This window comes from Amycolatopsis mongoliensis, from assembly GCF_030285665.1.
Taxonomy (GTDB): Bacteria; Actinomycetota; Actinomycetes; order Mycobacteriales; family Pseudonocardiaceae; genus Amycolatopsis; species Amycolatopsis mongoliensis.
The window spans coordinates 8,777,863-8,799,025 of record NZ_CP127295.1 but is presented as its reverse complement, the minus strand read 5'-3'; the positions used below and the strand labels follow the sequence as shown (position 1 = coordinate 8,799,025).

Annotated in this window: 28 protein-coding genes; 9 read left to right on the top strand and 19 right to left on the bottom strand. The window is 71.8% G+C overall.

Annotation, left to right across the window (positions count from 1 at the left end):
* Window positions 1-3 precede the first annotated feature (3 nt).
* A complete protein-coding gene (locus QRX60_RS42305) occupies window positions 4-612 on the bottom strand; it encodes an SRPBCC family protein (RefSeq protein ID WP_285997087.1) in 609 nt (202 codons plus the stop codon).
* A 114-nt stretch (window positions 613-726) separates the two neighbouring features.
* Here QRX60_RS42305 and QRX60_RS42300 point away from each other — a divergent pair, with 114 nt between their 5' ends.
* Window positions 727-1,365, top strand: coding sequence for a TetR/AcrR family transcriptional regulator (locus QRX60_RS42300; RefSeq protein WP_285997086.1), 639 nt, complete (start codon window positions 727-729; stop codon window positions 1,363-1,365).
* Here QRX60_RS42300 and QRX60_RS42295 read toward each other — a convergent pair.
* The 4 genes from QRX60_RS42295 to QRX60_RS42280 form a co-directional block, all read right to left on the bottom strand.
* Window positions 1,358-1,672: an SRPBCC family protein gene (locus QRX60_RS42295; protein WP_285997085.1), complete on the bottom strand. Its 315-nt coding sequence runs from the start codon at window positions 1,670-1,672 to the stop codon at window positions 1,358-1,360. The genes QRX60_RS42300 and QRX60_RS42295 overlap by 8 nt on opposite strands.
* A gap of 37 nt (window positions 1,673-1,709) precedes the next feature.
* Entirely contained in the window at window positions 1,710-2,183 is a 474-nt protein-coding gene (locus tag QRX60_RS42290; protein ID WP_285997084.1) for a hypothetical protein, read from the bottom strand.
* A gap of 36 nt (window positions 2,184-2,219) precedes the next feature.
* Window positions 2,220-2,537, bottom strand: a complete 318-nt coding sequence (locus QRX60_RS42285; protein ID WP_285997083.1) for a hypothetical protein — start codon at window positions 2,535-2,537, stop codon at window positions 2,220-2,222.
* A gap of 147 nt (window positions 2,538-2,684) precedes the next feature.
* Window positions 2,685-4,724 (bottom strand): MGH1-like glycoside hydrolase domain-containing protein, encoded by a 2,040-nt coding sequence (locus QRX60_RS42280; protein ID WP_285997082.1) that lies wholly within the window; start codon window positions 4,722-4,724, stop codon window positions 2,685-2,687.
* Between the two features lie 198 nt (window positions 4,725-4,922).
* Between QRX60_RS42280 and QRX60_RS42275 the strand changes: the two genes are divergently transcribed.
* Both QRX60_RS42275 and QRX60_RS42270 read left to right on the top strand, forming a co-directional pair.
* Window positions 4,923-5,954 carry an ion channel gene (locus QRX60_RS42275; RefSeq protein ID WP_285997081.1) on the top strand — a complete coding sequence of 344 codons (1,032 nt, stop codon included), beginning with the start codon at window positions 4,923-4,925 and terminating at the stop codon, window positions 5,952-5,954.
* A gap of 100 nt (window positions 5,955-6,054) precedes the next feature.
* Window positions 6,055-6,492 carry a hypothetical protein gene (locus tag QRX60_RS42270; RefSeq protein ID WP_285997080.1) on the top strand — a complete coding sequence of 146 codons (438 nt, stop codon included), beginning with the start codon at window positions 6,055-6,057 and terminating at the stop codon, window positions 6,490-6,492.
* A 111-nt stretch (window positions 6,493-6,603) separates the two neighbouring features.
* Here the strand turns inward: QRX60_RS42270 and QRX60_RS42265 are convergent, their stop codons facing one another.
* The 3 genes from QRX60_RS42265 to QRX60_RS42255 all read right to left on the bottom strand — a co-directional run bounded on the left by QRX60_RS42265 (window position 6,604) and on the right by QRX60_RS42255 (window position 7,978).
* Window positions 6,604-7,029 carry a pyridoxamine 5'-phosphate oxidase family protein gene (locus QRX60_RS42265; RefSeq protein WP_285997079.1) on the bottom strand — a complete coding sequence of 142 codons (426 nt, stop codon included), beginning with the start codon at window positions 7,027-7,029 and terminating at the stop codon, window positions 6,604-6,606.
* 45 nt (window positions 7,030-7,074) lie between these two features.
* On the bottom strand, window positions 7,075-7,647 hold the full coding sequence (locus QRX60_RS42260; RefSeq protein ID WP_285997078.1) for a VOC family protein: 573 nt from the start codon (window positions 7,645-7,647) through the stop codon (window positions 7,075-7,077).
* Between the two features lie 199 nt (window positions 7,648-7,846).
* The gene (locus tag QRX60_RS42255) at window positions 7,847-7,978 is read right to left on the bottom strand and encodes a hypothetical protein (protein WP_285997077.1); all 132 of its coding nucleotides are present in this window, start codon (window positions 7,976-7,978) and stop codon (window positions 7,847-7,849) included.
* A 102-nt stretch (window positions 7,979-8,080) separates the two neighbouring features.
* Between QRX60_RS42255 and QRX60_RS42250 the strand changes: the two genes are divergently transcribed.
* A complete protein-coding gene (locus tag QRX60_RS42250) occupies window positions 8,081-8,683 on the top strand; it encodes a hypothetical protein (protein WP_285997076.1) in 603 nt (200 codons plus the stop codon).
* Window positions 8,684-8,690: 7 nt separating this feature from the next.
* Here the strand turns inward: QRX60_RS42250 and QRX60_RS42245 are convergent, their stop codons facing one another.
* From QRX60_RS42245 to QRX60_RS42235, 3 genes are read right to left on the bottom strand one after another with little or no spacing between them, the layout of a single operon-like run.
* Window positions 8,691-9,038, bottom strand: coding sequence for an STAS domain-containing protein (locus QRX60_RS42245; protein WP_285997075.1), 348 nt, complete (start codon window positions 9,036-9,038; stop codon window positions 8,691-8,693).
* On the bottom strand, window positions 9,035-10,255 hold the full coding sequence (locus tag QRX60_RS42240) for a PP2C family protein-serine/threonine phosphatase (protein ID WP_285997074.1): 1,221 nt from the start codon (window positions 10,253-10,255) through the stop codon (window positions 9,035-9,037). The genes QRX60_RS42245 and QRX60_RS42240 overlap by 4 nt, the downstream gene beginning before the upstream one ends.
* Window positions 10,252-11,052 (bottom strand): alpha/beta fold hydrolase, encoded by an 801-nt coding sequence (locus tag QRX60_RS42235; RefSeq protein WP_408630174.1) that lies wholly within the window; start codon window positions 11,050-11,052, stop codon window positions 10,252-10,254. Before QRX60_RS42235 ends, QRX60_RS42240 begins: the two co-directional genes overlap by 4 nt.
* Window positions 11,053-11,150: 98 nt before the next feature.
* Here QRX60_RS42235 and QRX60_RS42230 point away from each other — a divergent pair, with 98 nt between their 5' ends.
* Complete coding sequence (locus QRX60_RS42230) at window positions 11,151-11,522, top strand: ATP-binding protein (RefSeq protein WP_285997073.1); 372 nt, start codon at window positions 11,151-11,153, stop codon at window positions 11,520-11,522.
* Window positions 11,523-11,621: 99 nt separating this feature from the next.
* Window positions 11,622-11,954, top strand: a complete 333-nt coding sequence (locus QRX60_RS42225) for a hypothetical protein (RefSeq protein WP_285997072.1) — start codon at window positions 11,622-11,624, stop codon at window positions 11,952-11,954.
* A gap of 32 nt (window positions 11,955-11,986) precedes the next feature.
* Here QRX60_RS42225 and QRX60_RS42220 read toward each other — a convergent pair whose 3' ends face one another.
* A complete protein-coding gene (locus QRX60_RS42220) occupies window positions 11,987-12,253 on the bottom strand; it encodes a GlsB/YeaQ/YmgE family stress response membrane protein (protein WP_247023841.1) in 267 nt (88 codons plus the stop codon).
* A 115-nt stretch (window positions 12,254-12,368) separates the two neighbouring features.
* On the opposite strand from QRX60_RS42220, the gene QRX60_RS42215 reads away from it, so the two are divergent.
* Window positions 12,369-12,602, top strand: a complete 234-nt coding sequence (locus QRX60_RS42215; protein ID WP_285997071.1) for a hypothetical protein — start codon at window positions 12,369-12,371, stop codon at window positions 12,600-12,602.
* A gap of 136 nt (window positions 12,603-12,738) precedes the next feature.
* On the opposite strand, the gene QRX60_RS42210 is transcribed toward QRX60_RS42215, so the two are convergent.
* From QRX60_RS42210 to QRX60_RS42185, 6 genes are read right to left on the bottom strand one after another with little or no spacing between them, the layout of a single operon-like run.
* Entirely contained in the window at window positions 12,739-13,485 is a 747-nt protein-coding gene (locus QRX60_RS42210; RefSeq protein ID WP_285997070.1) for an SDR family NAD(P)-dependent oxidoreductase, read from the bottom strand.
* A complete protein-coding gene (locus QRX60_RS42205; RefSeq protein WP_285997069.1) occupies window positions 13,482-14,402 on the bottom strand; it encodes a BKACE family enzyme in 921 nt (306 codons plus the stop codon). The genes QRX60_RS42210 and QRX60_RS42205 overlap by 4 nt, the downstream gene beginning before the upstream one ends.
* Window positions 14,402-15,244, bottom strand: a complete 843-nt coding sequence (locus QRX60_RS42200; RefSeq protein WP_285997068.1) for an LLM class flavin-dependent oxidoreductase — start codon at window positions 15,242-15,244, stop codon at window positions 14,402-14,404. The genes QRX60_RS42205 and QRX60_RS42200 overlap by 1 nt, the downstream gene beginning before the upstream one ends.
* Window positions 15,241-16,011: an HpcH/HpaI aldolase family protein gene (locus QRX60_RS42195; RefSeq protein ID WP_285997067.1), complete on the bottom strand. Its 771-nt coding sequence runs from the start codon at window positions 16,009-16,011 to the stop codon at window positions 15,241-15,243. Before QRX60_RS42195 ends, QRX60_RS42200 begins: the two co-directional genes overlap by 4 nt.
* Window positions 16,008-16,871: a cupin domain-containing protein gene (locus QRX60_RS42190; protein ID WP_285997066.1), complete on the bottom strand. Its 864-nt coding sequence runs from the start codon at window positions 16,869-16,871 to the stop codon at window positions 16,008-16,010. Before QRX60_RS42190 ends, QRX60_RS42195 begins: the two co-directional genes overlap by 4 nt.
* An 11-nt stretch (window positions 16,872-16,882) precedes the next feature.
* Entirely contained in the window at window positions 16,883-17,773 is an 891-nt protein-coding gene (locus QRX60_RS42185; RefSeq protein ID WP_285997065.1) for a DUF6282 family protein, read from the bottom strand.
* Between the two features lie 150 nt (window positions 17,774-17,923).
* On the opposite strand from QRX60_RS42185, the gene QRX60_RS42180 reads away from it, so the two are divergent.
* Together QRX60_RS42180 and QRX60_RS42175 are read left to right on the top strand one after the other, a co-directional pair.
* A complete protein-coding gene (locus QRX60_RS42180) occupies window positions 17,924-19,285 on the top strand; it encodes an MFS transporter (RefSeq protein ID WP_285997064.1) in 1,362 nt (453 codons plus the stop codon).
* Window positions 19,286-20,293, top strand: coding sequence for a beta/alpha barrel domain-containing protein (locus QRX60_RS42175; RefSeq protein WP_285997063.1), 1,008 nt, complete (start codon window positions 19,286-19,288; stop codon window positions 20,291-20,293).
* On the opposite strand, the gene QRX60_RS42170 is transcribed toward QRX60_RS42175, so the two are convergent.
* Window positions 20,260-21,051 (bottom strand): IclR family transcriptional regulator, encoded by a 792-nt coding sequence (locus tag QRX60_RS42170; protein ID WP_285997062.1) that lies wholly within the window; start codon window positions 21,049-21,051, stop codon window positions 20,260-20,262. The two genes, QRX60_RS42175 and QRX60_RS42170, sit on opposite strands and share 34 nt — an antisense overlap.
* Window positions 21,052-21,163: the final 112 nt, after the last annotated feature.

The window sequence follows — 21,163 nt, the reverse complement described above, 5'->3', positions numbered from 1 at the left end:
GAATCAGCAGGGGTGGGCTTCGGCGGCGGTCTTGAGGTCGGCCAGCCACCGGTCGAGGCCGGGCGCGAGGTACTTGATGGCCGTGGCGGGATCGGCCTCGATCTGGGCGCCGGTCCAGCTCTCTTCGGTGCGGACGACGACACCGCCCCGGGCCGGGGTGAACGTCCAGACGTGGACGCCCCGGTCGATGCGCAGGCCGTCGCCGATCGCCGGGCCCGTCCAGCGGATGCACCGGTCGCGCTGGACCTGGCCGACGGTGGACGTGATGACGAGCGTGGTGGCGGGGGAGGAGGGCGTCGCCGGTGCCGGCGTCGTCCAGCGGAACCGCGAACCCGGGTGCAGGGGCCCCGGATCCAGTCGCTGCGCGCTGGTGACCGCGGCCTGCCACTCCGGCCACCCTGCCACGCCGGTCTGCACCTTCCAGACGGTGCTCGGCGGCGCCTTCACGAACGTCTCGGTCCGGTGGTGCAGCCGGGCGGCGGGGTCGATGCCCTGGCCCCGGCAGGTCAGCGGGGCCGTGGTGGCCGCGTCCGCCGGGGCGGCGGCCAAGAGGGCCGCGGCGGCCAGCGGGACGGCGAGCAGGGCGGACCGCAGCCGGGTGGTCTCGAACATGGCGGCTTCTCCTCGGCTGTTAGTAGCTCTTGCTGTAGTTAGAAGCTATAACGAACCGCTGCTGAGTGTCAATAAGAAAAGTGATAGCCTCTAACCAACCGGAAGGGGTCGCTCATGACGGACGCGGGGCCGAGCTCACGCGAGCGCTACCGGGCGCAGGTGCGTGCGGAGATCAAGCAGCACGCGTGGGCGCAGATCGCCGAGGCGGGCGTGCCGGCCCTGTCGCTCAACGCCATCGCCAAGCAGCTCGGGATGAGCGGGCCCGCGCTCTACCGGTACTTCGCCGGCCGGGACGAGCTGGTCACCGCGCTCATCCGTGACGCGTACCGGAGTCTCGCCGACACCGTCCGGGCGGCCCGCGACGGCGGGGCGGACCTGGCGGGACTGGCGCACGTCATCCGGGACTGGGCCCGCGAGGACCCCCAGCGGTACTTCCTGATCTACGGCACGCCCGTCCCCGGCTACCACGCCCCGGACGACACCACGGAGATCTCGAACGAAGTGATGGCGGTGCTCGTCGAAGCCTGCGGGGCGCGGCCGGCGGACGCACCGGCGACGCCGTTCGACACCCACCTGGGAGACCACCGCGAGTGGGCAGGCGGCTATCCCGCGGCGGCCGCGGTGCTGCACCGCGCGCTGTCGTTCTGGACGCGCCTGCACGGCGTGCTCTCGCTCGAGCTGGCCGGCCACTTCGCCGGCATGGGGTTCGACCCCGGCCTGCTGATCGACGAGGAAGTGGGCGCCCTCAGGTAACGGACTTCGTGGCCGGCGTGACGATTCCGGCCAGCCCGAGCCGGGCGAGCTTGCCCTCCACCGCGGCTGACGCCGTGACGGTCACCCGGCAGCCGGCGCCCTGCAGGTGGGGGATCAGCGCCGCGACGGCCTCGGTCGTGAAGTGGTCGACGCCGGTGAGGTCGACCAGCACGGTCCCCGCGTCGCCGGCCGCGGTGGCCAGTGCGGCGGCGAGGCCCTCCGCCGACGGCGCGCCCTGCGCCCGGACGATCACCGTCCCACCGGCGGAACCGCTGACCTCGATCGTGCCGTCCGGCTCCGTGCTCATCGGGCTTCCTTTCGCCGGCGGCGAGCCGGACGGGCGGTCAGGGGGTGAAACAGCTCAGCGACGGGAGTGCCGTCTCGGAGCTGTACGACAGTTCGACGAGCCACACGAGCAGGTGGATCACGACGCCGACGACGTCCTCCGGCCGCCCGCGGGTGGCCAGCTCCACCTGGATGTCGCGGCTCGCGTCGTCGCCGCCGAGGGAGGCGAGCAGGGCGCGCAGCGCGGCCAGGGGGCCGGGCGGCAGCCGGTCGACCTCGACCAGCCGGGACTGGTCGTCCGCCACGACGATGGTGAAGATCGACCCGGGGTCGGCCGGGCGGCGGGCGCGGACCGCGGACGCACACCGGCCGACCAGCTCCCCGACGATCTCGGCGGGGACGTGCGGCGCGTCGGCGCGCGCGAGCACGCCCAGCGCGTCGGCCACCTGGTCGTACGCCCCGGCCATCGCGGCCCCGACGAGGTCGGCGGTGAACTGCCGGACCGGCCCGCCGGGGTCTCGGTTCTCCGTCATCCGCTCGAAGTACCCGGCCGGACCGGGGTTAACCGGTCAACGTCGCTCCGGCAGCGCGAAGAGGGTGTGCTGGGCGGGATCGTCCGGTTCGCCGCCGAGGCGCAGGCACTTGCGGCAGGTCACCGGCAGGTCGGTCGGGGTGATCTCGCCCGCGGCCCCGAGCCCGGACCACCCCTGGTGACAGGCGGGCGCGGGCAGGGTCAGCTCGTCGAGCCAGGGCACCCACGCGACCCGGTGGGCGACGCCGGACCGGCCGATCCGCAGCCGCATCCCGGTGAAGAGGCGGTGCTGCGCAGCCGCGAACCGCTCGGGATCGACGCGGGTGACGGGGAACAGCGGGATCGGTTCGCTCACCCGCCCAGTATGCGGGGCCCGGGGGAACGTGTGCGGTGGCCGGCCGGTCGGGGGGCGTGCCGCCCGGCCACCGCGACGAAGAACGAGAGGGGACGTCGTCCCGGATATGACGGCCGCGCGGCGGGTTCACCGGTTCGGGTGACGGGCTCAGCGGGTGGCGAGCGTGGCGGCCACCCAGTCGAGGTTGATCGAACCGGTGTCGCCCGGCGCGTACGACAAGGTGACCACCGGGTCCCGGCCGCCGAGCGGGACGTCGGCGAAGGTCACGGTGCCCCAGGCGTCCCAGCTGTCGGAGACCTTCGGGAAGCTCACCTGCCGAAGCGGGTGCCCGTCCACGGACAGCGTCATCGTGCGGGTGTCGCTGTTGGCGTTGGCGTAGCGCACGGTGATCGCGCCCGACGTCGGTGCCTCCGCCGTGCGGTGCAGGGTGAACGACGACGCCGCGCCCGGTGACCAGAGCCCGTCGAGGAACGCGCGGCCGGAGTAGCCGGTGTGGTTGACGTTCGTCTTCACACCGCCGGTGTTGACCGCGTCCTCCGCCTCGAGGTGGCCGGGCGCCGGGTAGCCGCCGACGGTGCCCGCGGTGTCGGCGCAGCGGTCGGCCGCGTCGGGCACCTGGTCGCCGTCGCGGTCGCCGGTGATCGCACCGGTGAGCGTGATCGCGATGGTGTGGCTCCCGCTCAGCGTGGCCGGGACGGCGGCGCCGGGCGCGGGCCTGCCGTCGATCGTGACCGAGCTGACCTTGGTGCCCGCGCCGCGCAGCGCGATCGTCAGGTTCGCGGTGCGGTAGCTGAGGTTCCGGAGGGTGACGTCACCCCAGCCCGCGGGGAGGTCGGGCGCGAACGTCAGGCCGCGGTCGGTGAACCTCAGTCCGAACAGGCCGGTGTGGACCATGTCGAGGAACGCGGTGGCGGACCAGGTCTGGTCGGGTTCGGAGCCCCAGTGGAACTTCACGGTGTCGCCGAGCCGCTGGTAGCCGCCGTCCACGACGCCGGTGTGGCCGTTGTAGATCTCCCAGAAGCCGCTGTTGTCGTCCGCCAGCTTGGCCAGGCGCGCGGTTTCGGCCGCGAAGGCGCTCTGGTCACCCTGCCCGGCCAGCGCCTTGGCCCACAGCCCCTGCACGAGCGGCCAGACGATCGCGTTGTGCCGGCCCAGTTGCGCGTCCGGATAGCGGTCCCAGTTCGGGAAGGTGTCGGGCATGCCCCACGGCATCTCCTGGGCGTGGGCGCGGATCGACCGGGCCTGCGCCGGGTTCGCGATGCCGAAGAGCAGGGCGAACGCCAGCCCGGTGCCTTCCTGGTAGGCGCCGCGGGTGCCGTCGGCGAGCAGCTGGTAGTCGTAGAGGCCGGTGTTCGCGTTCCAGAAGTGCTGGTTGATCGCGGTCTTCAGCGCGTTCGCCTTGGTCCGGTAGCCGGCGATCTCCGCGCCGGGACGGCCGAGTTTCTCCGCCATGTTCGCCGCGTTGACGTAGGCGGAATAGTAGACCTCGTTGGTGCTCAGGTACATCCCGCTCGCGACACCCGGCCACGGCGCGCTGCCCGTGCTGACCGACTCGGTCGCGTCGGCGGGCGGCGCGGGGTAGCCGGCGATGCCGTCGTTGAAGAACGACGGGCCGGTGAAGAGCCCGTACTTCGCGTTGAAGCCGGCCGTGGTGGCGTGTTCGCGGAGGGCCAGCGTGTTCACCGTTGCGCGGTAGGCGTTTTCCAGGAACCCGCCGTCGCCGGTGACCAGGTAGTGGTGCCACGCGGCGGTCGCCCAGACGACCTGGTCCCACTGCTGGTCGTCCTGCTGCACGCGCAGGGCGCCACCGGCGTCCTTGTCGACGACCGCCCACAGTGTGTTCTCCGCCAGGGCGGGAGCGAGGAGGCTGGTCGCGTTCCAGCTGTTGATCGAGGCGTCGCGCGTCCACGGCTGGTCGTACCCGCCGCCCGCGCGGACGATGCCGGTGGCCGGGTCGAGCAGGCCGCTCTTGTCGTACTTCGGGTCGTAACCGATCGTGTTGGTGCGCAGCAGGTTGTCCAGCGCTTCGCGGTAGGCCGTGCCGAACAGGGCTTGGCTCGCGGGGTTCGCGAACTCGAGCTGCGGAGGGGGCGGGCTCGCCGCCGCCGGGCTCGTGGACCACGGAGCGGCGATGACGCCGCCCGCGACAACCACGGCGAAGAATCCCGAACCGACCCGTTTCCTCATGCGCGTACCTCTTTCTGCGCCCGGGGGACCGGGGACAGTGCACCACGGAACGCGAGTTCTTCCCGGGGAACGCGGGAATCCTGTCCGTTCCTGTCCGGCGGCCCGGACCGCCGTCACGGTCCGGTAAAGACCGTTGTGCCTGGTAGCACCGTGTGATCAGGTGTCGGGACCGTGACCCGAGTCCGGTGAGGAGGATCGGTGACGTTCTTCCTCTCGCGGCTGTTCGCGCGCTGGATGCCGAACCGGGGCTGGCTCCTGCCGGTCGCCGTGGTGGTGGTCGTGTTCGCGACGAGCTGGCCGCTGATGGCGCTCGCCGAACCGGCCGGCAGCGAGCTCGTCCGGCCCGGCACCTACTGGTGGTACTTCGTCGTCACCACGACCACGGTCGGGTACGGCGACTTCGCGCCGGAGACGTTCACCGGGCACTTGGTGGGCGCGTACGTCATCGTCGGCGGGCTCGCCACGCTCACGACGGTGTTCACGAAGCTCGCTTCGGTGCTGGAACAGGCGAAGGGACGGCGGATGCAGGGGACGGAGCCGGTGCGGGCGACCGGGCACACGGTGCTGGTCGGGTACGCGGCCGGGCGCACCGAGCGAATCGTGGCCCAGCTGCTGGCCGACGGCGTGACCGGGCTGGTGCTCTGCGCGGAGGTGCCGGTGCACCCGATGCCGGGACAGCCGGTGGAGTTCGTCCGCGGCGAGCCGACGGCCGCCGAGGTGCTGGCCCGGGCGGGCGTGCCGCGCGCGGCTGCCGTCCTGGTCGACATGGCCGACGACAACGAGGCGCTGGCCGTCGCGGTCACGGTGGACCACGCCAGCCCGGCGTCGCACGTCGTGGTCACGCTGCGTGATCTCGAACGGGCGGCGCTGGTGCGGTACGTGAACCCGCGGATCCGCTGTGTCCAATGGCACACGCCGCGGATGGTGACCGAGGAGCTGACTTCGCCGGGTATCGCGGAGGTCTACGCGGAGCTGATGACGGCCGGGGGAGCGGACACGTTCTCGGTGGCGCTCCCGGAGTCCCTCGGCCGGCTGCCGGCGTCCCGGTGCCGCATCGCACTCGGCCGTGCGTACGGGGCGACGGTGCTGGCCGCGCGCACGGGTGAAGACCTGGTGGTGAACCCGGGCTGGGAGGCGGAGCTGGCGGCCGGGGCGGTGCTGTACTACGTCGGCCCCCGGCGGCTCACCGGCGGGGAAGTCGAGACGGCTTTGCGGGACTCCGAGCTGTGATTCGCGCGCTTTGTCCGGAGTTCCGGGCGCTGGTGGTGGCCGGTTCGGGCTGGGAGCTGCATACTTCGACCATGGCGCGAGGGAAAGTGGAGGTCGCGCGGTGAGCCCCCGGGAGGGGCCGTCCCGCCCGAAGTTCGGCCGGATCGACCCGTTCTGCCTGATGGCGGTGCTGCCGGTGCTGCTGGTGGCCGGCATCATCGGGTCGCTGGTCAACGTGGCTTTGGGGCTGGGTTGTGCGGTGTTCGCGGGGCTGATCGTGCTGTTCGACTCGTGGGCGAACCGCCCATCCCGGGCACCGGCGCGCGAGCCCGAGCCGGATCCGGAGCCGCGGGAGCGCGCGCCTCGCCCGGCAGCGGCCCGGCCACCGGCGCGGCGCACGGGGCCGCCCCCGTCGCGGGCGCAGGCACCGCGGGGACAGGCACCCTGGGCCCAGACGCCGCGAACCCAGACGCCGCGAGCTCAGGCGCCGCGAGCCCAGGCGCCACGACCGCAGGCTCCACGGGCGCGGCCGGCACCGCGTGAGGCGCCCTACCACTGAGCGGGTGGTGACCCGCGCGGCTTCACTGCCTCGCGAAGCTCGAGCACCTCGTCAGGATCGGGCGAGCCGGCGGCCCCGGCTCAGTCCGATGCGGACACCGCACCGCGCCGGTCAAAACGCCCCCATGTCCGACGAAAGCCAGTGCTCCGGCCGCAGGAACACCGCGATGTGCTCCCCGATCCGCGTCCGCTCGAACTCCAGGAACCCGGCCACCTTCTCCTCGGGCAGGTACCGCGCCGCCATCTCGTGCGCCCTCTCCGGGCTGTCCGGTTCCGTCCTGGTCACCGGTCCCTCCACCGACACGTACCGGACCGTCGGCGAGGTTCGCTGCACCATCAGGCTGAACCGCCCCGTCGCGTCGATCGCCTTCATCTTGCGCGAACCCGGCACTGTGCGCACCCAGAGCTCACCGCCCGGCGTGTACTGGTACCAAAGGGGAACCGTCAGCGGCGCGCGGTCCGGTCGCTCGGTGACCGAGAGCGCGCCGATGTGCGGTTCTGCCAGGAACTGCTCGCGTTCCGCTGCCGAAAGTGCCATGCGCCGGACGCTACCGCGCACCACCGACAAGAACGCCGCCGTGGCTCAGCCCTCCTGGTGCTCCGCCATGTACCGCGCGTACCAGACCGGCCATTCCGCGTCGTACTCCCCGGTCTCCTTCTCGTGCTCGCCGTGCGCGGCCGCGGCTTCGCGCAGCGCCCGTTCCAGTTCCGCCGCCGAACCGTACGCCACGCCGTCGACCCGCCCGGGGAACCGGGCCGTGATCTCCTGCAGCAGCCACGTGTTGCCGTCCGGGTCAGCGAACGACACGAACGAGGAGTACGTGCCGCGGTCGGGGTGCACGCCCGGGGCGAACGCACCGGTCTCGTCGCGGTGGAACACCTCGCTGACGTCGACCCCGTGGCCGGCGAGCTCCGCGCGGGCCGCTTCGATGTCCTCGACGACGAGGTAGGTGTTCCGGACCGAGCCGGGGGCGGCGTCGGTGATGCCGGTGCCGAAGTGGACCGACGCCGCCGACCCCGGCGGCGTCAGCTGCACGATCCGCGAGGCGCCGAAGTCGATGTCGGCGTCCTCGCGCCAGCCGAGGGCCTTGTAGAAGTCTTTGGTCCGGTCGGCGTCGGCGACGGGCAGGACCACGACCTCGAGCTTCATGTCCATGATCGGAACTCCTCTCCTGCGTCGCGGCGGGTTTCGCCGCTCGAGACCACCGTGCCCCGGCTCCGGGGACGCACCCTGGTCGTACCCGGGCACTCGTAGTGTCCCGGGAAGTCGGCAGCCGGGCGAGCGGAGTTCGCGCCGGTCACCCGGACCGCCGGGCCCGGCCCCGGTGCGGGGTGACCGCACCGGGGCGCCGGGCTCACTGGCAGGCTTCGCAGTCCGGGTCGTCGATGCGGCAGGCCGCGCCGTCGGTGAGCGGGAAGTCGAAGTCGTCGAGCGCGGGCACCACCGGCGTGGTGGACGTTTCGGCCGGCGTGGTGGTGGCGGACATGGCCCTCCCTAGGGATTCGTACGGTTCCTACCCCTGGTGTAGCGCCCAAGATCCACCCGCATTCCGTGACGCAGGGCACACCCGGTCTGGTAGCTTCCCCGCATGCGCCTCGCCTTCGCCCGGACGCTCGCGATCTTCGCATCCCTCCTCGTGTTTTCCCTGGTCAGCCCGCCTGTGAACGCGTCGTCGCGGCCCGCGTGCGAGTGCTCGACGCCGTCGATCGACCGGCTGCAGCAGTGGCTCGCCAGCGGCGAGGGCACCACCGTCCCGCCCACCGGGAACCTTCTCGTCCGCCAGGGGCACGGGTACGCGGCGAAGGTGACGTTCCTGAACGCCGAGTGGCACGTGGTCGTCGTGTGGCTCGGCAACCAGTTCGAGGCCCAGGCCGATCTCTCCCACTCGGCCGGGTTCTGGCTGACCTACCGCGCGACCGGCGACCTCTACGTCCAGCTGCGCCCGGCCTCCCACTGGAGCGGCGGCGACAAGTGGCTCACGCTGGTGCCCTCGACCCGCGGGAAGCTCGTCACGAAGTTCTTCAGCTTCAAGTCCCGCGACTGGACGTCCTTGCCGGAGCTGGGCACGCCGGCGTACTCGTTCGCGTCGGCGCTGACCGAGGCCCGCGGCCTGGTCTTCGTCGGCAAGACGCCCAACGAGCTCGAGTTCCGCGGGCTGCGCGTCGACGGCTACCGGCCGCCCTGCCTCTGACGCGACCTCAGCCGTGGGCGGAGATGGCGTCCCCGGCCGTCGGATAGGTCGGGAAGAAGTCCGCCAGTCCCGTCAGCGCGAGGGTGCGCGTGAGCCGGGTGGGAACCGCGACCAGCGCGACCTTCGCCTCGGCCGCCTCGGCCACGTTCCGCGCCGCGATGAGGGTCGAAATGCCGCTGGAGTCGCAGAACGTCACCCCTTCCAGGTCCACCACGAGCAGCTGCCCGGCTTCCAGGGTGAGCTCGCCGATCCGGGTGCGGAGCTGGGGTGCGGTGGCCACGTCGAGCTCGCCGCGGACGGTCAGGATCGGACCCGTCCCGGCCGACGCCGTCGAGGTGGAGAACGGGCTCGTCATGGCTGATCGCCTCCGGGCAGGGGGATGCTGAACGCCAGCAGGGCGGTGTCGTCCTCGACGCCGTCGCCGAAGCCGGCCAGCAGGTCGGTGACCGCCTCGATCACCGACGGGGCGGTGGTCGGGGCCAGGCCGGTCAAATCGTCGCGCAGCTGCTCTTCGCTGTAGCGGGCGCGGCCGTGCGTGCGGGCTTCGGTCAGCCCGTCGGTGTAGAGCAGCACCGTGTCCCCGGCCCCCAGGCGCACGTCCACCGCGGCGAAGCGCGCGCCGGGCAGGGCGCCGACCAGCTGGCCGCCCTGGATCGGCAGGAACGACGTCGTCCCGTCGGCCCGGATCAGCAACGCGGGCGGGTGGCCGCCGCCGGCCAGGGTGACCGTCGCGCTGTCCCCGTGCGGGCGGATGCGGCCGTGGATGACCGTGCAGTAGCGCGGGTCGGTGCCGTGGAACTGCTGGTTGAGCACCGTGTTGAGGGTGCCGAGCGCGACGGTCGGGTCCGGGGCGTGGACCGCGGCCGCCCGCAGCGTGTAGCGCGCCAGCGACGTCACCACCGCCGCGGGGGCGCCTTTGCCCGAGACGTCGCCGAGGAAGAACCCCCACGTGTCGCCGGTGACCGGGAACAGGTCGTAGAAGTCGCCGCCCACCTGGTCGGCCGACGCGGGGTGGTAGTACGCCGCCACCTGCATCCCGGGCACTTCGGCCAGGGCGGGCGGCAGCAGCGTCTGCTGCAGCGTCCTCGCCAGCCGCTGCACCCGGTCGCGCTCGCGTTCGGCCTCGTCGCGCGCCCGCAGCAGCTCCTGTTCGTAGGCGCGCCGGTCGCTCGCGTCGAACACCGTCGTGCGGATCAGCTGTGCCTCGCCGTCGGAACCGGTCTTGACCGTCGAGGTCACCAGCACCGGCAGCCGGCCGCCACCCGCCTTCTTCATCTCGAAGGCGACGCCGCCGAGTTCGCCCTGCATGCGCAGCAACGGCGCGAAGTGCGTCTCGTGGTACAGCCGGCCGCCGACGGTGAGCAGGTCGGAGAACCGGCGGCGCCCGACGACCTCCTCGCGTTCGTGGCCCAGCCAGCCGAGCAGCGTCGCGTTGATCTTCGCGATCGTGCCGTCCAGCAGCGTCGAAAGGTACCCGCAGGGAGCGTTTTCGTAGAGGTCCTCCGCGCTGTCCTCCAGCAGCGCCGAAAACGCCGGGTCGGCGTTCTCGCGGCCGCTCGCTTCGCACATCATGGGCCGCTCACGAACGCCGTGATCGCGGCGGCGGTGGCTTCGGGAGCGCTCAGTTGCGGGCAGTGCCCGATCGCGTCGAGCGTCACCAGGCGGCTGCCCTTGATCCGCTCGTGGGTGAACCGCCCGACCTCCGGCGGCGCGATGGCGTCGCCGGCGCACTCGACGACCAGCGTCGGCACGGAGACCTCCGCCAGGTCGGCGCGGTTGTCGGAGAGGAAGGTCGCGCGGGCGAAGACGCGCGCGATCGCGGGATCGGTGCGGCAGAAGCTGTTCGTGAGCTCTTCGCCCAGCTCCGGGCGGTCCGGGTTGCCCATGATCACCGGCGCCATCGCCGCCGACCAGCCCAGGTAGTTCGACTCCAGCGCCTCGAGAAGCTCGTCGATGTCCTCGCGGCTGAACCCGCCGCGGTAGTCCTCGTCGTCGATGTAGCACGGGGACGGCGTGAGCAGCACCAGCTTCGCGAACCGGTCCGGCTCGCGGTTGGCGGCCAGTACCGCGATCATCGCGCTGACCGAGTGCCCCACGAGCACGACGTCCCGCAGGTCCAGTTCGCGGCACAGGGCGAGGACGTCGTCGGCGTACCCGTCGAGAGTGCCGTAGCGCTCCGGGGTCCAGGCGGACAGGTCCGAGCGCCCGGCGCCGGTGTGGTCGAACAGCACCACGCGGTACCGCTCGGACAGTTCGGGAACGACGAGGCGCCACAGGTTCTGGTCGCAGCCGAACCCGTGGGCCAGCATGACCGTGGGTCCGTCCGCACGGCCGGTCACGACCACGTTGTTCCTGGTGCGCATGCTCACCGGGCACATCCTGCCATCCGGGCACCCGCCGCGTGGGCCGAGCCGCGCTTGTTTGGGAACCGCCGGATCGGGGTATCAAGCACAGGTTTCGAAGGAGTGTGAGAACGATCCCGACGCGCGAGCTCGGCACGGGCGCGGACCAGCCTGCGCTGATCCGCGAGTGGGCCCAGGGCCTGCTGGCCGGCCTGGCGCCGGACAGCCTGGCCGACGCGGTGCTGGTGCTCGACGAACTGGTGTCGAACGCGCTGTGCCACGGCGCCGCCCCGGTCCGGGTGCGGCTCGCCCGGGAGGTGGGCCACCTGCGGTTCGAGGTCACCGACGCCAGCTCCCGGCCGGCCCGTCGGCGGCTCCCGGACGTCGGCGGCGGGCGCGGCCTGATGCTGGTCGACGCGTGCAGCCGACGGTGGGGGCAGTGGTGGCACGACGCCGGCAAGACGGTCTGGGCCGAACTGGCCGTCGCCTTGGGCTGACCCTCACGGGCGCGGCCGGCCCGTACTGCTCGGCGTGGGCGACCCGGTGAAGGCCAGCAGCGCCTGGGCCGTCCGCGGCGGATCTTCGAGCACGGGGGAGTGGCCTGCGCCGGGCAGCGGGACGACCCGCGCGCCCGGGACGGCGCGGTAGGCCGCGAGGGAACTCGAGGGGCCGCCGCGGCCCGGCTCGGCGAGCGCCTGAGCGAGGCGGCCTCGTGGGAAGAGCGGTTCGCGATGACGGACGCGGCGCTCGCCGGCCGCGCCGAAGCGGGACCGGCGGCGGACCCGGAGGTCGCCTGGGTCTGGGGCCGGCTGGTCCGCACCCGCGGCCTGGTCCGGGTCGAGCGGCTGGGCGAACCCTTCCTGACCATCGACGACCTCGCGTGGCCGGCCGGGCGGATGCCTGGGTGTGACGGTCTTCGCGGGCGCTGAGCGCGGACGGCGTCAGCCTCGACCGACCGCCGTCAGTCGCGACGGCTCCGGCCGAAGGCCATCCGGTAGATCACCAGGATGATCAGCGCGCCGAGGACCGCCAGGCCCCAGGTGCGCAGGTCGAAGAAGGTGCCGAGGTCGGTGTGGAACAGGGTCTTGCCGACCCAGCCGCCGACGAAGGCCCCGCCGATGCCGAGCAGGATCGTGATGATGCAGCCGCCCGGGTCCTTGCCCGGCATGAGGGCCTTCGCGATCAGTCCCGCGATGAGCCCGAGCACGATCCAGCTGATGACGCCCACGGCTGCCTCCGTCCGCCTGTCTTCCTGACGGCACAGGATGGCAGGCGGACGGCACCCCGGCACGATGAGCCACGCCGACGTGACGTGGGTCTCAGTGGAGTGTGGGAGGCCGTGGATGAAGATCGACCTGTTCAACGAGATCCAGAACCCACGGCTCTGGCCCGAAGGGCACGAACAGCTGCGGTTCCGGCAAGCCATCGAACAGGCCGTCCTCGCCGACGAGCTGGGCTACGGGTGCTGGTGGCAGGTCGAGCACCGGGCGGGGGAGTTCAGCCTGTCGTCCGCGCCCGAGCTCATGCCGGCCTCCAGGGCGAGCAGGTGCGCGACGAGGAGGTGTTCGACGTCCTGAGCGCGCAGGACTCGCTGATCGTGGGCAGCCCGGAGACGTGCCGCAAGAAGCTGCGCGCGTACGCGGACCAGTGAAGTCCGTGAATGGCACATCGAGGGACTCTACGTCCCTCGATGTGCCATTCACGGACTTCGAGCTACGCCGTGAAGCCGCCGTCGACCGGGAGGACCACCCCGCTCAGGTGGCTCGCCCGGTCGCTCAGCAGGAACGCCGCCGTCGAGCCGACTTCCGCGCCCGTGCCCACCTTCCGCAACGGCGTTGCCGCGATGCGGGCCTCCACGCCGCCCGGGATCGTGCGGCGCAGCTCGTCCAGCATCGGCGTTTCCGTCGGGCCCGGGGCGATCACGTTGACCCGGATGCCCAGCGGGCCGAAGTCGTGGGCGGCCGTGCGGGTCAGGCCGATCACCGCGTGCTTCGTCGCCTGGTACGCGCCCATCCCGGAACTCCCGCGCACGCCGCCGATGCTGCTCACGTTCACGATCGACCCGGAGCCCTGGCGCTCCATCACGGCGACCTCCGCGCGCAGGCACAGCCACGTGCCCTTGACGTTGACCGCCATGATCCGGTCGAAGTCCTCTTCGGACACTTCGTCGAGACGTCCGCCGCCGCCCATCGCCGCGTTGTTGAACGCGCCGTCCAGGCGGCCGAACCGCGAGACCGTCGCCGAGACGAACTCGTCCACCTCGGACGCCGACGAGACATCGCCCGTCGTGTAGGCGACGTCGTGGTCGGAAAGCTCCGCGGCGAGCTTGGCCAGCGGCTCTTCGTGCCGCGCCACCAGCATCACCGAAGCGCCGTCGGCGGCGAACACCCGCGCCGCGTCCGCGCCGATACCCGAGCTGGCCCCGACGACCAGGACCACTTTTCCGGTCAGCAGGCTCATGCTCCTCCTCCTCGCAGTGCCAGCATCGCGCGGGCGTCGGCGGGCGTGGCGATGGGCTTGCCGAGATCCTCCACCACCGCCCGGATCTTCCGGACCTGCTGGGCGTTGCTCTCCGCGAGCTTCCCCCTGCCGATCCACAGGCTGTCTTCCAGGCCGACCCGCACGTGCCCGCCGAGCCACGCGCTGTGCGTGCCGAAGCCCATCTGGTCGCGGCCGGCGGCGAACGCCGAGAACGCGTAGTCGTCGCCGAAGAGCTTGTCCGCGATCCGCACCATGTGCTCCAGGTTCGCGTGGTCGGCACCGATCCCGCCGAGGACGCCGAACACGCCCTGGATCAGCAACGGCGGTTTGGCCAGCCCGAGCTCGGCGAAGTACGCCAGCGAGTACAGGTGCCCGATGTCGTAGCACTCGTACTCGAACCGCGTCCCGGACTCGCCGAGCGTCCGCAGCGTGTGCTCGATCTTGTCGAAGGTGTTCACGAACGGCTTCGAGTAGGTGTTGAGCACGTACGGCTTTTCCCAGTCGTGCTTCCACTCCGTCACCTTGTCGGCGATGCCGGAGTAGACGAAGTTCATCGACCCCATGTTCATCGACGCGAGCTCCGGCCGCAGCCGGTAGGCGGCGGCGAGCCGTTCGTCCATCGTCATCGAGGACGCGCCGCCGGTGGTGATGTTGATGACGGCGTCGGTCTCCGCGGTGATCCGCCCGACGATCTTCTCGAACACGTCGGGGTCGGGCGTCGGCCGCCCGTCCGGCTCCCGGGCGTGCAGGTGCACGATGGCCGACCCGGCCTCGATCGCGGCCAGGGCGGCGTCGGCCACTTCGTCGGCGGACAGCGGCAGGTACGGGCTCTGCGACGGGATGTTCACCGAGCCCGTGATCGCGGTGGTGATGATGACCTTTTCGGCCGTGCGCATCAGTTCTCCTCTTCGGCGAGTGCGCGGTAGGCGTCGAGCTTCGCCTCGTCCAGCGGGCCGACCAGGCTCAAGGCGACCTGCGTGGCGCCCGCGTCGTACTGCGCCCGCACCGCCTCGCGCACCTGGCCGGGCGTGCCGTAGGCGACGAGCGCGTCGAGCAGGCGGTCGGACCCCGGCGGGGCGAGGTCCTCGTCGGTGAAGCCGAGCCGGGTCAGCTTCGCGATCTGGTGGGGGAGCGTCAGGTAGTAGGCGAGCCGGCGGCGCGCGACCTCCCGCGCCGCCGCCCGCGAGTGACCCACCACCGCCCACTGGACGACCGACAGGAACAGGTCCGGCCCGACCGTCTCGCGCGCCCAGCGGGTGTGCTCCGGCGTGACCAGGAACGTGATCAGCCCGTCGGCGCGCTCGGCGGCCAGGCGGGTGATCCCGGCCGAATACGCGCCGAGCACCCGCGGCACCCCGTGCGCCACCTTGTCGACGCCGTCGAGGTAGTCGCGCAGGAAGGGGAGCGGTCCGACCCCGCGTTCGCGGACCGCGCCGCTGACCCCGAGCCCCAGCACGTAGCGCCCGGGGTAGCCGGCGGCGAGGTCGCGGGCCGCCGACGCCGCCGACTTCGGCACGCGTTCGAGCGCGCGGGCGACGCCGTTGCCGACGATCAGGCGGGACGTCGACCCGAGGACCAGCGCCGCCGTCGTGAACGCCTCGCGCCCGGCGACCTCGGGGATCCAGACCATCCGGTGGCCGTACTCCTCGAGCGCCTGCACGAACCGCACGACGCCGCCATGGTCCAGGTCGTCCAGCTCGGCGATCGACAACGCGGTGCGCGGCAGGGACAGCGTCATGCGGTCGCGTCCCGGAACGCTCGAACCAGGCCGCGCGCGGCCTCGGCCAGCATCGTCGTGTCGTTGCTGAGCAGGACGAAGTCGCAGCCGTCCCGCACCGCCCGCGCGGCCTTCTCCGGCACCCCGCCGAACGCCAGCCCGCAGCGCTTCCCGGCGTCGTGCGCGGCCGCGATCGCCGAGGCGATCAGGTCCAGCACGTCCGGCGACGTCGGCGTCGAGCCCATCGACATCGACAGGTCCGCCGCACCGACGAACACCGCGTCCACGGTGTCCAGTGCGAGCATCTCCGGCGCGGCCTTGATCGCCTCGACGCTCTCCAGCTGCGGGATGCACAGGACGTCGTCGTTGCCGGCCGCCAGGTATTCGGCGTTCGGCCGCAGCCCCCACGCCCCGGCCCGGCTGGTGCCGCCGGCGCCGCGGACGCCGTGCGGCGGGAACCGGCACGCCCGCCCGACGGCCGCCGCCTCTTCGACCGTGTCGACGTGCGGGACGAGGATGCCCATCGCGCCCGCGTCGAGGATCTTCTGGATCGTCGACGGCGTCTTGTCCGGCACCCGCACGATCGGCGTCATGCCGAGCGCGGCCGCCGTATTGATCAGCCGGTACGCCGTCTGCAGGTCGAGCGGCGCGTGCTCGAGGTCGACCACGACGAAGTCGAACCCGGCGAACGCCATGATCTCGGCGGGCTCGCCCGAGGCGATCTTCAGCCAGGTGCCGACGGGTGTGGCCTCGCGGGTGAACAGCCCGCCCCCGGTGCGCCCGCTCACGGCATCGGGTAGTCGTCGGCGTTCAGAACCCAGCCCGGTTTCTCCGAGAAGTCGACGCGCGGCGGGCTGAAGATGTCGATCAGCTGGTTCACGCCCGGGTCGCTCGCTTCGGACGTGTGCACGGTCGGCGGCGGGATGACCGTCACCGACGGGCTGCCGATCCGCACGTGCTCGTCCTCGCGCCACGTGGTGCTGTCGGGCAGCCACGGCGTGCGGATGTGGTGGACGTACTCGCCCTGCACGGCCAGCGAAAGCTGCTCGAAGTCGTCGTGGTGGTGCGGGGAGAGCTTGTGCGGGTCGCGCGGCCCGTTCTGCAGGGGCAGGAAGTTCACCATGAACGAGCGGGTGCGGAAGATCCGCCCGAACCGCTTCGGGTCGTCCGGCACCTCGGACAGCGGGTAGAAGCGGACGCGTGCTTCGGCGGGTGCCGGCCAGCGTTCCAGCAGCGTGACGCGCGGGTGGTCCTCGGCGTACGCGTCAGCGTTGGCGACACGATCCCGCCACGCCGGTTCGGTCGCCTCGACCAGCCTGACCAGCGGGCCGTCGCCGTGGACGCTGATCCGCGACGCGCCCGGCGGGACGACGACCAGCCCGGGGGAGTCCACCTTGGTGGTGCCGTCGCCGGTCAGCAGCGTGAAGGCGGGGGAGGCGTCGGTGACGACGATCGCCAGCTCGCCGTCCAGGGTGCCGTTGTCGAGGTCGTCGCCGTCGCGGGCGTCGGTGTGGATGAGGATGACGTTCTGCGCGCGCACCACCGGGGTCGCGCGCAGGTCGAGGTACTGCGCGGCGGTGATCGCGGCGCCGCTGTCGGGCCGGGCCGCGGTGGCCAGCGCCGACCGGGGATCGTCCTTTTCGTACACGGCAGGTCCTTTCAGGCGTCGAGGTTCAGCAAGTACGTCGGGTTGTCCCGGACCATCCGCCGCAGGTCCTTCTCGGGCAGGCCGAGATCGAGCAGCGCCTCGCCGACGCGCAGCCACGCGTCGACCGGCTTCGGGTTGGCCTTCTGGCCGAAGTCCGAGGCCAGCACGGTGTGCTCCGGGCCGAGCGCCTCGATCCAGGTCAGCAGCTGCTTCGGGTCCCATTTCTGGGTGCCTTCGGGGTCGTACATGCCGACCTCGTGCTCGATGAACGCGCCGAGCTCGATCAGTTCGCGGCACACAGCCGGGTCGGCGCCGATGACGAAGTCCGGGTGGCTGACGACCATCCGCTTCATGCCGCGCTCGTGCGCCTCCTGGAACAGCGTCTTGATGTACTCGGGGTACATGTGGCCGCCGTTGAGGACGGCCTGCTGCTCCTTGATCTCGTCGAGGATCTCGATCGCCTCGGGCTTGAGGACGCCGTCTCCGTCGACGATGTCGATGCGCTCCAGCGTCAGCGGGACGGTGGTGGTCGGGAAGGCGCCGTCCTCGGGGTGGCAGTCGATGTGCCGGCCGGAGGAGATGGTCGGGAACCAGACGACCTTGCCGCCCATGCGCAGGGTCATCCGCACGGCGTGGACGTTGAGCCCGCCGACGGTGCTGTTGAGCGCGATGCCGCCGAAGACCTGGGCCTTGACGTCGGCGAGGCGGCCCTTCATCGCGAGGACGTCCATCTGGGTGTTGTGGTGGTGGGACTTCGCGACCATGGCGCGCATCCCGATGCGCGCGCCGTCCTGCGCGGCCTCGACGTGGTCGAAGCGGCGGGGGAACGGGCTGGGGCCGGAGTGGACGTGCATGTCGACCAAGCCGTCCAGGACGGAGGCGATGGCGGGACGCGAGCTCATGAGCGGCCTTTCGGTTCACATTATGAAGTCAAAGTTCACTATAAGACCGGCTGTCAACCCTGTGACCGCTCTTGTGTATCCCCGAACGCATATTTAGAGTGTCTGACGTTCACTTGGTGAACATTCAGTTCGAAGCAACGGAGGACGCCGATGTCCACACCGCCCAGCGCCGCCGAGGCGGCCGCCCGTCCCGGTACCCCGCACGGCCCGGACGTGACCAAGGTGCGCGCCGCGGTCCGCGGCGGGACGCTCGCCTACTTCGTCGACCAGTTCGACATCTACCTGCCGATCGTCGTGCTGGCCCCGGCCACGGCGTACTTCCAGGCGGCCAACCTCAGCGCGAGCACGACGGCGCTGCTGGCTTCCCTGGTGTTCGCGTCCACGCTGATCGGCCGCCCGCTCGGCGCGATCATCTTCGGTCACTTCGCCGACACGGTCGGGCGCAAGCGCACGACGCTCGTCGCGGTCGGCGGCTTCGGCATCATCACGCTGCTGACCGCGTGCCTGCCCGGGCACGAGACGATCGGGATGTGGTCGGTCGGCATCCTCATCGCCCTGCGGTTCGTGGACGGCATCTTCCTGGGCGGCGAGTACACGACGGCCGTGCCGTTGGCGATGGAGTGGAGCCCTAAGCACAAGCGCGGCCTCTACGCCTCGATCATCACGTCGACCTCGCCCGCCGCGTACGCGGTGATCGCCGCGATCACGCTGCTGATGCTGCAGCTGCTGCCGTCGGCCGGCCTGCACAGCGCGTACGTGCAGTGGGGCTGGCGAGTCCCGTTCTTCGTCGGCGCGCTGCTGGCCGCGGTGCTGTTCCGCTACTACCAGAAGCAGGTGCACGAGCCGCCGGCCGAGCTGACCGGCGAGAAGCACAAGCTCCCGTTCGTCCGGCTGCTGGTGAAGTACCCGCGGGCGCTGGGCCAGGTGTTCATCCTGATGACCGGCACGTGGCTCGCGACCAACATGGAAGCCGCCGTGACACCCGCGCAGCTGAAGGCGCACCTCCTGCTTTCCAGCAAGGAGGTCACGCTGACCATGCTCGTGATCAACGCGTCCGCCGCACTGTCCTACCCGCTGTTCGGGGTGCTGTCCCAGCGCATCGGCCGACGGCGGTTCTACATCGGCTACGGCCTGTCGATGGTCGTCGTCGGGGCGGGTTCCTACACGCTGCTGATGGCCTCGAACGGCGGCTTCGGCGCGGCGCTCGGCTTCGGCGTGCTCATCGGGGTGTTCACCGTCGGCACGTTCGGCCCGATCGCGGCGTACCTGACGGAGCGGTTCCCGGCGAGCATCCGCTCGACCGGCTACGGCGTCGGCTACAGCCTCGCGCTCATCGCCCCGGCGTTCTACCAGTTCTACCTGCAGCGGTTCGACGGGGTGTTGCCCGCACACCTCGCGCCGGGCGTCCTCATCGTCCTCGCCGGCCTGCTGATCAGTCTCGGCGGCTTCCTCGGCCCGGAGACCAAGGACGTCGACATGTCCGACGACAGCACCATCCCGGCACTGTCCTGAATGGATGTCGGCGGACTGGTCGCCGCCGGCCCGGTGTGGGTCGGCTCGTCCGAGCTGACCATGAGCCTCGACGGCATCGTCGCCTGCGTGGACGCGGGCGCCGGTGCCGTCGTGGCGAAGTCGGTGAACGAAAGCGCCGCCGCCCGGCGTCAGCTGGACATCGCGGACTACGCGTTCGTCTCCGGCGACCGGCAGGTGCGGCCGCCAGGCCGGGCATACCCGGGTGACGGCCTGCTGAACCGGTCGGGGCTCGCGCAGGTGGACCTGGACGACTGGCTCGGAATCCTCGCCGCGGGCGTCGCCCACGGAGCCGCGCAGGGCTGTCCGGTGGTCGGCAGCATCACCCTCGGCGATCCGGCCGCGGCCGCGCGCATCGGGCGTGCGCTGGCGGACGTGGTGCCGGCGGTCGAGCTGAACATCGGTGCCCCGCACGGGCGAGAGGCGCGTGCGGTGCGCCAGCTGACCGAAGTGGACGGTGTGCGCGACGCCGTGCGGACCGTGCGCGCGGCGGTCGGTGTTCCGCTGTTCGTGAAGCTGCCGGGCCAGGCCTCGGACGTCGTCGCGCTGGCCCGGGCCGCCCGCTCCGCCGGCGCGGACGCGGTCGGCCTGGTCGGCCGGTACCCGGGCTTCCTGCCGGACCTCGACGGCGGCGCGGTGCTCGGGTCGTGGGGCGCGTGGAGCTCACCGGGGTGCCTCCCGATGAGCCTGTACTGGGTGAGCAAGGCTTTCCAGCAGCTCGACGTGCCCATCGTCGGCACCAACGGCGCCCGGACCGTGACGGACGTGCTGCGGTTCCTCGCTTCCGGCGCGCGGGCGGTCGAAGTCGTGACGGCGTTGTGGATCGGCGGGCCCGCGGTGCTCCGGGAGCTGGTCGACGGTGTCGCCGAGGTCGGCGACGACTTCGTCGGCAGTGCGTTGGCGGGGACGCGCGAGTACGCCGACGTTCCGCCGCCGCCCTCGCCGGCCTGGGAGCCCTACACCGCGCGCTGGATGTCGTCGGGCCGGTAGTGCCCGCCCAGCTCGTGGGTGAGCTCGCGCGCGGTGTCGACCACGACCCGCAGCTCGGGCGTGTCGTCGTTCATCGACAGCGTGTTGTCCGGGCCCACGATCGCGATCGTGGCGCAGATGCCGTACTCGTCGAAGACCGGCGCGGCCACCGCGACGATGCCGGGCGTGCTCATCGCCGAGCAGTGGCCGACCGCGCGCACCCGGTCGACGTCGGCGCGCAGCTCGTCGCGCGCGGTGCCGGACAGGGTGCCGATCAGGCGTTCCATCGACAGCTGGTCGGCGTGGTAGGCGAGGAAGACCTTGCTCTGCGCGGTGTCCAGCGGCAGGTGGCTGCCGACCCGCACGGACACGATGACAATGGTCGAGGCGTTCTCCTCGACCCGCGAGACCACCGGGCCGGTCAGCCCCCAGAGGCTGAGCACGACGCTGGTCTGCGTGGCGCGCGAGAGTGCCTGCATGTGCCGCGGCGCGAGGTTGACGACGCGGCGGTGGCCGATGGCGAACGCGCCGAGCTGCAACAGCAGGCCTCCCGGCACGTACCCGCCCTCGGCGCTGCGTTCCAGGAGACCGGCCGCGACGAGCGACGTGCAGTACCGGTAGGCCGTCGTGCGGTTCAAGCCGAGCCGTTCGGCCACTTCGCCCGCGGTCAGCTCCGGCGTCGCCGGGTCGAACAGCGAGAGGATCTGGCTGACCCGGCTCACCGCCTGGATGTCCGCCTGGTCGGCGCGGGCGTCCGGGGACCGCGTCGGTTTGGTCACGGGGAGCCTCCGCCGGGAGTCTGGAATCGCTGTTCACTTCGTGAACACGGACATCAGGCTACCGGACCGGACGCTTTCCCTTGACCCATCGGATCAATCTCGTCCGAAAGTC